Here is a 12,416-nt window from a genome sequence, read left to right on the forward strand (position 1 = left end):
CACCGTGCCTGGTGTCCTTACGCCCCGACGGGGCCGTGCTTCCTTGCGCCCGCCTCGTCGGAGGCGATGATGCGGTGGACGTACCTCTCGACGAACTGCTCGTCGAACGGCGCCGCGGGGTGGTCGTCGCCGCCCAGCACGTGCTCGCCGGCGAGGCCGGCCCCGAACGTGAGGGTCAGGTTGTCCGGCGTCAGTCCGTCCACGAGCGCGGCGATCCGGGCCAGCGCGCTCGTGGTGTCCGCGGCCGCGAAGGCCAGGGCCCGCTGCTTCCACTCGTCGAACGGCACCAGCTCACCGGAGCCCGTCGCCGCGACGGCCATCTCGAAGAAGCGGTCGAAGCTCGGCGCCCCGGCGTTGACGAAGTCGTAGTCCCGGCCGATGCGGTCCCGCTCGTCGAGCATGATCGAGGTGATGGTCCGGGCCAGGTGGTCGACCGGCAGGACGGCCGCGAGACTGGCGCCCGTGCTGGGGAAGCACCCCAGGGCCAGGCTGCCGGAGACCAGGTTGTGCAGGAAGTCGCCGCGGTCGAGCCGGAAGTGGCCCGTCGTGGCGGACGGCCCCACGAACGGCAGCCGGTACACCGAGGCCTTGGCGCCGCGCCAGCGTGCCGCGGTCACCATCTGCTCCGCCATCCACTTGGAGGTGACGTAGCCGTACTCCATCTCGTCCGGCGTTACCTCGTACCCGAGGTGGCGCGGCAGGGTCCCGAAGGTCGACATGACGTGCACCGTCTTGCCGCGGCCCGTCGACGCCAGCCGCAGGGCCTCGTGCACACCGACCACGTTCGGGCCGATGTACTCGCTCAGGGGCCGCACCCAGTCCACCAGGGCGCCGGAGTGGCACACCGCGTCGACCTCGTCGGCGAGCCGGCCGAACGCCTCGTCCGTCAGCCCGAACAGGGGCTGGGACAGGTCGCCCGCCACCGGATGCAGCAGCGACGCGAAGTCCTCCTGCCACATGCCGTAGCTCGACAGCACACCGGTCAGCCGCCGGGTGGCGGTCTCCTGGTCATCGGCCCGCACCAGGCAGTGCGTGGCGACGCCGGCGGCCAGCAGTTCGTGCAGCAGGAAGGCGCCGACGAAGCCGGTGGCGCCGGTGAGGAACACGGCTTCCGGACGCCCCAGGTCGCCCCGGCAGTTGTCGAACCGCAGCTGCGGGTCCAGGTAACCCTTGCGGACCGGTGCCATGTCGAGCCTGGCCGCGTTGTCCGGGTCCGCCGCACCGGCCGGGTCCTCACCGGTGGAGAGGGCCTCCTCCGACGGCTGGTCCACGCCGCGCTCCAGCAGCTTCTCCAGCAGGAACTGAGCCAGCGACTTCAGGTTCGGACGGTCGAGCGCGATCTTCGCCGGCAACGCGAGGCCGGTCATGTCCGCGAGCTGGTTGCGCATCAGGACGGCGGTCAGCGAGTCGATGCCGAGGTCCTGCAGCGGCAGGCCGGGGTCCACGTCGTTCATCGAGGAGAAGCCCAGCGTCCTGGCCACGCCCTCGCGGACCATGTCCAGCACGACCGACTCCTGCTCCGCCGGAGCGGTCTGGCCGAGCAGCTTGCGCAGGCCGGCCCCGCCGTCACCCTTGGCACGCGGGCCGCTGCCACCCTGGGAGCTGAGCAACGAGCGCAGCAGCGGGGGCACCCCGCCCTGGTCCTGGTAGTAGCTCTGCAGCGAGGCGAGGTCCAGCGCGGCCGCCACGGTCAGCGGGCGACCGCTGCGCACCGTCTCCTCCAGCAGCTCCAGACCGTCCTGCGGAGCGAGCGCGTCCATGCCGGTACGGCTGATCCGGGCGCGGTCGCGTTCGCTGAGCGTCGCGGCCATGCCCTCGCCGTCCCACGGTCCCCAGGCCACCGAGGTGGCCGGCAGGCCCTGGGCCCGGCGCAGGTACGCGAGCGAGTCCAGGAAGGCGTTGGCCGCCGCGTAGTTGCCCTGGCCCGGCGCCCCCAGGATGTCGGAGATCGAGGAGAAGAGCAGGAAGAAGTCCAGGTCGGCGTCCTGCGTCAGCTGGTGCAGGTGCCAGGCCCCGTCCACCTTCGGCGAGAAGACGGTGTCCAGCCGTTCGGGCGTCAGCGCCGACAGGGCGCCGTCGTCGAGCACACCGGCCGCGTGGACCACACCGCGCAGCGGACGCTCGGCGTCGAACAGAGCCAGCACCGAGGCCATGCTGTCCGGGTCGGCGGAGTCGGCGGCCACCACCGTCGCGGTGGCGCCGAGCTTCTCCAGGCCGGCCACCAGCGCGGCCGCGCCGGGGGTGTCCGGGCCGCGCCGCGAGGTGAGCACGAGGTCGCGCACCCCGTGGGTCTCCGCCAGCCAGGTGGCGACCTGCCCGCCCAGGCCACCGACGCCACCGGTGATCAGCACCGATCCGCCCGGCTGGATGAACTCCTTCTGCTCGGTGGGCGTCAGCACCACCTTGCCGACGTGCCGTGCCTGGGCCATGAAGCGCAGGGCGTCGGACGTGGCCGTCATCGGGAAGGTGCGCAGCGGCAGCGGCGTGAGCTTGCCCGAGGCGAACAGTTCGGCCAGCGACACGAGCATCGCCTGCATCTGGTCCGGACTGGCCTCGAGCAGGTGGTAGACCCGGTACTTCACGCCGGGGTGGTTCTCGTCCACCCACGACTGCTCCCGCAGGTCGATCTTGCCGAGCTCCAGGAAGCGTCCGCCCTCGCCCAGCATGCCGAGGCTCGCGTCGATGAACTCGTCGGCGAGCGAGTTCAGGACGACGTCGAAGCCGCGTCCGGGCGCGGTGCGGCCGAACGACTCGACGAAGCCCAGATCGCGGGAGGACGCGATGTGGTCGTCGTCCAGCCCCATCTCGCGCAGCGCCGCCCACTTCGGCTCGCTGGCGGTGCCGTACACCTCGGCGCCGTGCAGTCGTGCCAGCTGGACGGCCGCCATGCCGACGCCGCCCGCCGCGGCGTGGACCAGCACCCGCTCGCCCGGCTGCAGCGAGGCCAGGTCGTGCAGGCCGAACCAGGCCGACAGGAACGTCATCGGGATGGTCGCGGCCTCCTCGAACGTGAGGTTCTCCGGGACGCGGACCACCCAGCGCGCGTCGGTGACGACCTCCGCGGCGAACGATCCCTGGCCGAGGCCCAGGACGCGGTCGCCCACCTGGAGGTCCTTCACCCCGGCCCCGACCTCGGTGACCACGCCGGAGAACTCCATGCCGAACACCGGGAGCTCGACCATGCCGAGTGCGTTGAGCACGTCCAGGAAGTTCACCCCGGCGGCCTTCACGTCGGCCCTGATCATGCCCGCCGCCAGCGGCTTCGGGGACACCCGGCGCACCGACAGCGGCTGGTCCAGACGGCCCTTGGCGGCGATCTCCAGCTGCCAGCGGCCCTCCGGAGGAAGCGTCAGTTCGCCCGAGGCGCCGACCCGTTCGAGATGGGGGACGAGTACCTCGCCGCGCCGCAGCACGCACTCCGGTTCGTCGGAGAGCATCAGCGCCGGGGCGAGGGCGGCCAGATCGGCGTCCTCGTCGCCGAGGTCGAGCAGACGCAGCGCGAGGTCGGGGTGCTCGCTGCGGGCGGTGCGCATCAGGCCCCACAGCGGTCCCGCGCCGAGCCCGGAGGCCATGTCGTCGGCGTTGACGCCCACGGCGCGGCGGGTCAGCCACACCAACGGCGGCGCGAACCCGGTCCCGGCCGCGGTGTGGAGCTGGCCGAGTGCCGCGGCGGACAGCGTGCGCGTCCCGGCCAGGGTGTCCTTGCCGGCGTCCCACAGGCAGATGACGCCGTCGAGCTCCTCGGCCTCCTCCAGGTCGCGCACCTTGAACGCCTGGACACCGGCCCGGCTCAGCGCCTTCTTCACCTCCGCCGCCCAGGGCACCTCACCGCCCGGCGACAGCAGGCCCCAGGAGCCGCCGATCTCCGCCTTCCCGGTGTCGGTCGGCCGCCAGTTCACCTCGAACCGGAGCCGGTCCACACCCTCCGCGGCCAGCCTGCGCAGCACCGCGCGGTCGACCCGCCGGGCGTGCATCCGCTCCAGCCGGCCGACGTTCCGGCCGGCCGAGTCGAAGAGGTCCAGGGACGCGTGGAACTCGCCCTCGCCCATGTCGAACTCGGCGACCCGGACCCACACTTCCGCGAGGCCCTTCTCCCGGATCGACAGGCGCTCCGCCTCGAACGGCACGAGCACGTCCTCGGGGTTCGTGTTGTGCATCCGCATGCTGAAGAGCTGCGACTGCATCGCCGAGTCCAGCAGAGCCGGGTGCAGTGCGTAGGCGCGGGCGGTGTGCGCGGCCTCCTCGGGCAGCGCCGCCCGGGCCCAGACCACCCCGTCGGCCTGCCAGGCCTCCTGGATGCCCCGGAACACCGGGCCGAACTCGTAGCCGACGGTGTCCAGTTCGGCGTAGAGCGCGGAGATGTCGAGACGCTCGGCACCCGGCGGCGGCAGCACCACGGCGTCTGCCGTGACGGGCTTCGCGGGCACGATCCGGCCCTCGGCGTGCAGCAGCCACTCGCCGTCCCTGCGGTCAGGTGCGCTGTACACCTGGACCGGCCGGGAGCCTTCGGACTCCTCTCCCACGACGACCTGCAGGCGGGCGGGTGCGCCGCCGGCGAACACCATCGGATACAGGAAGTCGACGTCGGCCACGTCCCATTCGCCGGGTGCGGTGGCGTCGGCGGCCGAGCGCATCGCCTCGATGTACGCGGTGCCCGGCATCAGGACGGTGCCCATGATCTGGTGGTCCTGCACCCACGCCGGCTCCTCGGGCGCCACCACGGTCGTGAACACGACCGTCTCGGTGCCGGCGATCCGGACGGCGCCGCCCAGCAGCGGGTGGTCGGTGTCGTCCAGACCGGCGCCGACCGAGCGTGGCGTCGACGGGTCGAACCAGAAGCGCTCACGCTGGAAGGCGTAGGTGGGCAGGGCGACCCGCTCACCGCCGCAGGGTCCGAACCAGGCCGACCAGTCGACCGGCACGCCCCGCACGTGCAGCTCGGTGAGGCTGTGCCGGACGACGGCGGAGCCGTCCTTGCCCGCGGCCAGCGACGGCAGCCACGCGACGTCGGTCTCGTCGGCCAGGCACGCCACGCCCATGCCGGAGAGCACCGGCTGCGGACCGAGCTCCAGGAAGGTGGTGACGCCCTCGCGGTGCAGGGCCGCGATGCCGTCGCTGAAGCGCACCGCGCTGCGCACCTGGCGCACCCAGTAGGAGGCCTGCTCGAACTCGCCCGGCGCGGCCAGAGCTCCGGTGAGACTGCTGACCAGCTGGATCGTCGGGGGACGGTACGTCACGGTCTCGGCGACCGCCTGGAAACCGGACAGCATGGCGTCCATGTGGTGGGAGTGGAACGCGTGCGACACCGTCAGTTCCTTGACCCGGCGTTCCTGGCCGGCGAAGTGCGCCACCAGGGCCCGCACGGCGTCGGTGTCGCCGGAGACGACGGTCTGGGTCGGGGTGTTGAGGCCGGCCAGATCGATCGTGCCGGTCAGGTCCAGCTCCCGCACCGCGGCCTCGACCTCGGCAGCGCCGGCCTCGATCGAAGCCATCGCGCCGCGGCTGGGAAGCGCCTGCATCAGGCGGCCCCGGGCGGCCACCAGACGGGACGCGTCGGCCAGGTCGAAGACGCCGGCGACGTGCGCGGCGGCGAGTTCACCGATGCTGTGGCCCAGGAGCAGCTGCGGCCGCACGCCCCAGCTCTCCCACAGCCGCCACAGCGCCACCTCCAGCGCGAAGAGGGCGGGCTGGGTGAAGTCGGTCCGGTCGAGCAGCGCGGCGTCGGCGGACCCCTCCTCGGCCCACATGACGTCGAGCAGCGGACGGTCCAGTTCGGTGAAGTGGGCGACGATCTCGTCGAGCGCGTCGCGGAACGCCGGATGGGTCTCGTACAGATCCCTTCCCATGCCGACCAGTTGACTGCCCTGCCCGGTGAACAGCAGGGCCAGGCTCTGTTCCTGGGCACTGTCACCGGTCCGCGCGGCGCCGGGCGGGGTCTCCCCGCTGCGGGCGAAGGTACCCAGCTTGTCCAGGAGTTCGGACCTGTCCTTCGCCGTGACCACGAGCCGCTTGCGGAAGTGGCTGCGGGTGGTGGCCAGCGAATACGCCAGGTCGAGAAGCCGGTCCTGGATGTTCATGCCCACGTACTGGTGAAGCGCGTCGGCCTGTGCGCGAAGGGCGGCGTCGGTGGACCCGGACAGCACGAACGGCAGCGTCGACGGCGGCTGGGCCGCGGGCCGGTCGGACGGGAGGGGCGCCGGCGGTTCCTCCACGATGACGTGTGCGTTGGTGCCGCCGATGCCGAACGAGCTCACGCCGGCGCGGCGCGGCCGGTCCTTCGGCAGCCACGGCTGCGGCTCCCGGGCCAGGGCCATGTTCGCGCCCGCCCAGTCCACGTCCGGGGTGGCTTCGGAGACGTGCAGGGTGCGCGGAATCACGTTGTGCCGCATGGACAGGACGACCTTCATCACCCCCGCCAGGCCGGCGGCCGCCTGGGTGTGGCTGAGGTTCGACTTGACCGAGCCGACCCACAGCGGCTCGTCGGGGTGACTGCCGCCGAAGACCTCGCCGAGGGCGGTGCCCTCGATGGGGTCGCCGAGGCGGGTGCCGGTGCCGTGGGCCTCCAGGTAGTCGATGTCCTTCGGCTGAAGCCCGGAGGCGCCGAGGGCCGTGCGGATGACCTTCTGCTGAGCGGGTCCGCTGGGCGTGGTCAGGCTCGCCGCGTGGCCGTCGTGGTTGACGGCGGTGCCGCGCAGGACGGCATGGATGGTGTCGCCGTCGCGTTGCGCGTCGGAGAGCCGCTTGAGGATGACGACGGCGACACCCTCACTCCATCCGGTCCCGTCGTTGTCGGCGGAGAACGACCGGCACAGCCCGTCGGGCGACATCCCGCGCAGCCGGCTGAACTCGACGTTCATGTTGGACGTGAGCAGGATGGTCGCGCCGCCGGAGACGGCCAGGTCGCACTCGCCGTCACGCAGCGCGTTGGCGGCGAGGTGAGTGGTCACCAGGGACGACGAACAGGCCGTGTCGATCGTGATGGTCGGGCCTTCGAGGCCGAACACATGGGAGATCCGGCCGGACGCGGTCGCGAGCGCGGAGCCCGTACCCACGTAACCGTCCAGGTCGGCTATGGACCCGCCGGTGGTGATGCCGTACTCCTGGTACGAGGAGTTCTTGCCGACGCCGATGTACGTGGCGGTCTGACTTCCGCGCAGCTGGTCGAGCGTGTAGCCCGCGCGTTCGAACGCCTCCCACGTCGTCTCCAGCATCAGCCGCTGGAGCGGATCCATCGCGTGCGCCTCCCGCGGCGCGATACCGAAGAACGACGCGTCGAACATGTCGATCGGCGTGGCGAGGAAGCCCCCGCGGCGTGTCACCGACTTGCCACGCACATCCGGGTCGGGGTCGTAGATCGCGTCGGCGTCCCATCGGTCGGCGGGCACCTCGCTGATGCCGTCGGCCCCGCGCTCCAGCAGGTCCCACAGCTCGTCCGGGCTGCTCACGTCGCCGGGAAGCCGGCAGGCCATGCCGACGATGGCGATGGGCTCGTCCTCCGCCCGGCGGCTCGACGGAATCTGCGTCGGGCCGGTCCGGGCGCCGGTGAGGTGCGCCGCCAGGGCCTTGACGGTGAAGTGCTCGAAGAGCTTGGCCGAGGAGATCGGCCGGCCCAGCACCTTCTCCAGCCGGGTCTGGACGCGGACCACGCGCAGGGAGTCACCGCCGATCTCGAAGAAGTTCTGGTTGACGCCGATGCGGTCGTGGCCCAGTACGTCCGACCAGATCGCGAGGATGTCCCGCTCCAGCTCGTTGGCGGGCTTGGCCATGGCTCCGGCGTCGGCGACCGGGCTCGGCAGGGCGTTGCGGTCGATCTTGCCGTTGGGGGTGAGCGGGAACTCGTCGAGCTCGACGAAGAACGTCGGCACCATGTAGGTGGGCAGCCGCTCGGCCAGCCAGGGGCGAAGGAGGCGGCCCATCGGCTCCTTCGCCGGCTCGCCCGCCGCGGGCACGTTCGCATACCGGGCCAGCGTGGCGCGGTCGGTGGCGGCGGCCGGGCGCAGGCTCAGGTCCGGCGTCAGGCCCGGGTGCCAGAACACCGCGTCGAACGTCCACTTGTCACCGGAGCGGCTGGGGAGCAAAGCGCATTCCAGTCCGGCCTCCTGGGCGACCTCGGTGAGGTCACGGGGATCCACCGGGAGGGCGTACGGCTCCGTCGCCTCGCCGAGGGCCGCGACGCGATCGGGCACCTCGGCGAGCCGGCCGTTGGGCACGTCGGTCAGGCGCAGCGGCCCGCCGTCGAGGCCGGCGAGCAGCGCGGGCACGGCTGCGATCTCGAGCGACTCGGTCCGCCAGTCGTGCTCGGTGCCGGCGGCGTGCGCTTGCGGTCCGCCGCCGATGTGGATCGTCACGTCGTAGCGGTAGCGAGTCATCTCGTTGACGTGCCGGCTGTTGCGCAGCATGACGTCGACGCGGGTGATCTGCGGGAAGAGGGAGGGGAGGTCGGCGAAGTAGTCGGGCGCGACGACCAGTTCGCGCTCGGCCCGGACCGCGCGTTCGACGCGGCGGGCCACCTCCTCGGGCGAGAGGTCGTCGTGGCGGAACTGGATCACGTCGGAGTGGAAGAAGCGCAGCAGCGACAGGTCGCGGATGTCACCGAGGTACACCCGCCCCTCCGTCACCGCGGTGGTCGCCCACTCCAGCACCGAGGTCAGGTAGTCGACGCTCGGGAAGTACTGGGCCACCGAGTTGACGATCACGGTGTCGAAGGAGCCGGCGGCCACGGCCGGCAGGTCGTGCGCCGGGCGGTGCTCGCACGTGACGTTCGGCAGCGACCGCAGGTGCTGCCGGGTGACCTCGACGGCCTGGGCCGAGGCGTCCACCGCGTGGTAGGTGGTGCAGTGCGGTGCGACGGCGAACATCATCAGGCCGGTGCCGAAGCCGACCTCGAACACGCGCTGGGGTGCGTAGGACAGGATGCGGTCGACCGAACCGCGCTGCCAGTCACGCATCTCGGCCACGGAGAACGGCGAACCGTCGTAGCTGTTGCGCCAGCCGGCCAGGTTGAAGGTGGCGTCATCGGCGTCGGACTCGTAGGCGCGGTCCCAGGCGCCGGCCCACTCGGCCAGCGCGGCGCGCTGTACCTCCTCGTCGTGGGCGGACTCGGTGGGCGCGGCAGCGTCGCGGACGCAGTAGGCGACCAGTTGCTCGTTGCGGCCGACGACGACTGCGCGGGCGACGTCGTCGTGGGCGGTCAGCGCCGTCTCGATGTCGCCCAGTTCGATGCGGTAGCCGCGGAGCTTCACCTGGCTGTCGTTGCGGCCGAGTACGCGCAGCGCGTCGGGTGCGACGAACCGGGCCAGGTCGCCGGTGCGGTACAGCGTGTTGCCGGTGCGGAACGGGTCGGGGACGAAGCGGCCCCGGGTCTGCTCGGGGGCGGCGTGGTAGCCACGTGCCACGCCGGCGCCGCCGATGCACAGTTCTCCGGGGAAGCCGGGCGGCACCGGCGCGAGGTTCTCGTCCAGGATGTAGAGCCGGGTGTTGGCCACCGGCCGGCCGATGACGACGTCGCCCTCCGGCTCCACCCGCCAGATGCTGGACCAGACGGTGGTCTCGGTGGGCCCGTACAGGTTCCAGACGGTGTCGCCGCAGCCGAGCAGGCGGTCGGCCAGTGCGCGCGGCAGGGCCTCACCTCCGCACAGGATCTTGCCCAGGCGCGGGTCGCCCTGCCAGCCCGCGTCCAGCAGCAGCTGCCAGGTCGCCGGCGTGCCCTGCATCATCGTGATCCCGTGACGCTCCATCAGGCCGATCAGCGCGTTCGCGTCGATCGTCTCGTGGGCCTGGGCGATGACCGTGGCGGCCCCGCTGAGCAGCGGCAGGAACAGTTCCAGGACCGCGATGTCGAAGGAGATGGTGGTGACCGCCAGCAGCCGGTCGGTCTCGGCGCAGCCGGGCTCCCGGCGCATGGACTCCAGCAGGTTGCACAGCGCGCCATGGCTGATCTCCACGCCCTTGGGCGTGCCGGACGTGCCGGAGGTGTAGATGACGTAGGCGAGGTCGTCGGCCTGGACCTCGACGCCCGGGTTGTCGGCGTCGGCACGCTCGCCGGCGGCGTCCGTGATGCTCAGACAGCGCGTCGACCACTCGGCGAGATTGGCGGGTGCCGCGGTCGGGGTGAGGATGATCCGGGGGTCGGCGTCGTCGATCATCTGGCGGATGCGTTCCGCCGGGAACGCCGGGTCGACCGGCACATAGGCGGCACCGGTCTTCAGCGCCGCCAGTACGGCCACGACGACGTCGGGCGAGCGGTCCAGCCCTATGCCGACCAGGTCGCCGCGTCCGATGCCGCGCTCGATCAGCGTGTGCGCGACACGGTTCGCCCGGCTGTTCAGCTCACCGTAGGTCAGCCGCGTGTCGGCGCAGATCAGTGCGACGTTGTCGGCGTGGCGCTCGGCGGCCTGCTCGAAGAGCGTGTGCAGGCGGTGGCCGAGGAGGGTGTCGTCGTCGGTGGCGTTGAAGGCGTCGGTCAACGACGCGCGCTCCGACGCCGAGAGGATGTCGACGGACGCCAGGGTCTCGTCGGCCAGCCCGGGTACCCGGTCGCACCAGCCGCCGAGCTGCGCGGCGAGGCGGGCGACGTCGCCGCGGGCCAGACGTCGGGCGTCGAAGTGGAACTCGACCGTCTCGCCGTCGGGTCGGACGACCAGGTTCAGCGCCGGGCGCCGGCCGTCCGCGGGCTCCGCCGCATCGGCCCACGAGATCATCACGTCGGGCGTCAGGTCGCCGGCGTCCCACTGCCGGCGCAGCGTCTCGTCCCGTCCGATCTGGTCACGGCGCAGCCATCCCCGTTCCTGCCCGAGACGGAACTCCTCGGCGACCGCCCGGAGGTTGTCGGCGACCGTCCGGCCGGGGTCGACGGTGGCGCGCAGCGGCAGCCAGGCGGCGAACAGGTCCCGGTAGCCGGGGTCGATCCCGTCGCGGGGCGCGGCGACGGCGAGAGTGACGTCGTTCGTCGCGGCCGCCCGGCTCAGGTACGTGCTCACCAGGCCGGCCAGGGCGGACACTCCGCCGGGAGCGGCGCAGCGCGCGACGACGGGAGCGGTGTCCTGCTCGGTGCCGGAGGCCTGCGGTGTGAAGGGCAGGCGGAACGGGTGGGCGTCGGTGCCAAGCCGCTTGCGCCAGTGAGCGGCGGCCTTCGACGCCCGGGTACCGGTCTCGGTGATGGCGTCCCGGAGCGCGTCGCCGGGAGCCAGGAGGATCAGGCCGGTCCGGACCGCGTTCTCCGTCCGGAGGCTGTCCGCGTCGACCGGCTCGCCCTCCAGCGTGCTCAGCCGGATCAGGTGAACGGCACCGGTGGCCGTGGCCACGTTCAGGCCGTCCGCGTCGCAGGTCAGCACCTCGCCGGGGGCGGCACCGGGGGTCGCCATGCCGACGCGGGCCTCGCGGACGGCGAGAATGCGCCCGTTGACGTTCACCTTGGGCCACACGAGCGGGCAGCCGAACAGCCCGTGGTCGGTCGCCCGGACCATGGCGACGATGTCCTCGGCCTCGCGGGCCCAGTCGATCAGGCCCTCGGCGGAGAACTGCGTGTGCCGGGAGAAGTAGCGACGCGCGGCCAGGTCCTGAGGGACGGCGGACTCACGGCCTTCGGCGATGTCGCCGATCAGTTCGGTCACGCTCGCGACAGCCGCCTCGTCGCACTTCACGCCCAGCGACAGCGCGGTCTCGTCGGGCTCGACCGGTACCGGTATCCGCTTGAGGACGTCGCCGCCGTCGACCAGCTCGCCGATCCGGTGCCACGTGATGGCGTAGTCGCTCTCCCGGTTGGCGACGGCCCAGGAGGGTGCGTTCAGGCCGGCGTATTCGGGCAGCGGACCGTAGTGGTAGTTGACGCTCGTCCCGTGCGCGCAGGCCAGCAGTGCCTCGGGGATCAGGGCGTCGTTCCCGATGCTGAGAAGCACGTCGCACGACAGCCGGTCCGGGGCGAGAAGCGCGTCATCGAGGGAGTGGTGGCCGATCCCCGATCTGACGGCCCAGGCGCGGACCACGGCGTCGCCGGTCACCACCGCCCGGATTCGGTGCCCTGCCGACAGCAGCTCCTCACCGCAGCGAGCGAGGACACCACCCTTGCCGATCAGAACCACGTTGAGAGTCCGCATCACTGTTTCCCCTTCAGTTCCAGTTCCCCCGTCGCGGAGTTTTCAGAGCGATCAACATCGGCGACGCGTGGTCATGATGTGTCACTACTTGATGCTCGTCAAGAAGCTTCGTTCTCAAGGTCGTTAAGGCCCTGCCAACTGACATGACATCAATTGGTGTCGGCTATCTCGGTGACCGCGTCACGTTCCTCTCGGGCGTGGTTCTGTCAATCCCCTGGTTTGGTAGCAGCCTCCCTGGACAGCCCAGGCGCCCTCGTGCGGGCGGCCCGCTCGTGCTTCGCCGATGATCCGTTCGAACTCTGCGGGCGGCGGTCCGCCGGG

General features: G+C 71.9%; 1 protein-coding gene. It reads right to left on the minus strand.

What is annotated here, in order from left to right:
* Positions 1 to 17: 17 nt before the first annotated feature.
* Positions 18 to 12,095, minus strand: a complete 12,078-nt coding sequence (locus AB0J08_RS19810) for an amino acid adenylation domain-containing protein (protein WP_360635417.1) — start codon at positions 12,093 to 12,095, stop codon at positions 18 to 20.
* Positions 12,096 to 12,416 lie beyond the last annotated feature (321 nt).

This window comes from Kitasatospora sp. NPDC050463 (assembly GCF_040655255.1).
In the GTDB taxonomy this organism is placed as follows: domain Bacteria; phylum Actinomycetota; class Actinomycetes; order Streptomycetales; family Streptomycetaceae; genus Kitasatospora.